Raw genomic sequence first — 830 nt, forward strand, 5'->3', positions numbered from 1 at the left:
GCCGCCCAGGGGCTGGAAGAGAAGAAACAGATCCTCTATCTGCTGGGGCCGGTGGGCGGTGGTAAATCGTCGCTGGCTGAACGGCTGAAAGCGCTGATGCAGCGCGTGCCCATCTATGTGCTGAGCGCCAACGGCGAACGCAGTCCGGTCAACGATCACCCGCTGTGCCTGTTCAATCCACAGGAAGATGCGCAGATCCTCCAGAAAGAGTACGGCATCCCGACCCGCTATCTCGGCACCATTATGTCGCCGTGGGCGGCCAAGCGCCTGCACGAGTTTGGCGGCGATATCACGAAATTCCGCGTGGTTAAAGTCTGGCCATCGATTCTCGAGCAGGTTGCCATCGCCAAAACCGAACCGGGTGATGAAAACAACCAGGATATTTCAGCGCTGGTCGGTAAGGTGGATATCCGTAAGCTGGAACACTATGCGCAGAACGACCCGGACGCCTACGGCTACTCCGGTGCGCTGTGCCGCGCCAACCAGGGGATTATGGAGTTCGTCGAGATGTTTAAAGCGCCGATTAAGGTGCCACCCAGGAAGGTAACTATAACGGCACCGAAGGGATCTCCGCCCTGCCGTTTAACGGGATCATCCTTGCTCACTCCAACGAATCGGAATGGGTGACCTTCCGTAATAACAAGAACAATGAGGCCTTCCTCGACCGCGTCTATATCGTCAAGGTGCCTTATTGCCTGCGTATCTCCGAAGAGATCCGCATCTATGAAAAACTGCTCAACAACAGTGAGCTGACCCATGCGCCCTGCGCCCCGGGCACCCTGGAAACCCTGGCGCGCTTTTCGATTCTGTCGCGCCTGAAAGAGCCGGAG

General features: G+C 57.3%; 1 pseudogene. It reads left to right on the forward strand.

What is annotated here, in order from left to right:
- A pseudogene (locus tag H9Y04_RS49170) lies at window positions 1-830 on the forward strand (PrkA family serine protein kinase); the annotation flags it as partial.

This window comes from Streptomyces polyasparticus (assembly GCF_014493765.1).
In the GTDB taxonomy this organism is placed as follows: Bacteria; Actinomycetota; Actinomycetes; order Streptomycetales; family Streptomycetaceae; genus Streptomyces; species Streptomyces polyasparticus.